General features: G+C 64.9%; 1 protein-coding gene. It reads right to left on the bottom strand.

The features are described 5' to 3' along the window. The coding region (locus KUM32_RS36300) for a TCP-1/cpn60 chaperonin family protein (protein WP_302185229.1) at positions 1-592 on the bottom strand (592 nt) is incomplete at both ends.

Here is a 592-nt window from a genome sequence, read left to right as displayed (position 1 = left end):
AGACCGGCGTTCTCCAGCTTGAGGCCGACCTCCTCGGAGATGACCGTGCCACCGGTGAGGATGGCGATGTCGCCGAGCATGGCCTTGCGGCGGTCACCGAAGCCCGGGGCCTTGACGGCGACGGACTTGAAGGTGCCACGGATCTTGTTGACCACGAGGGTGGACAGGGCCTCGCCCTCGACGTCCTCGGCGATGATCAGCAGCGGCTTGCCCGACTGCATGACCTTCTCCAGCAGCGGGAGCAGGTCCTTCACCGCGGAGATCTTGGAGTTGACGATCAGGATGTACGGGTCGTCCAGGGACGCTTCCATACGCTCCATGTCCGTCGCGAAGTACGCGGAGATGTAGCCCTTGTCGAAGCGCATGCCCTCGGTGAGCTCAAGCTCGAGACCGAAGGTCTGCGACTCCTCGACGGTGATGACGCCTTCCTTGCCGACCTTGTCCATCGCCTCGGCGATGAGCTCGCCGATCTGGGTGTCAGCGGCGGAGATGGAGGCGGTGGAGGCGATCTGCTCCTTGGTCTCCACGTCCTTGGCCTGCTCGAGGAGCTGCGCGGAGACGGCCTCGACGGCACGCTCGATGCCGCGCTTGA

It is taken from the genome of Streptomyces sp. AC627_RSS907, from assembly GCF_019049165.1.
The sequence above is the reverse complement of the archived record's forward strand: the minus strand, read 5'-3'. Positions and strand labels throughout refer to the sequence as shown.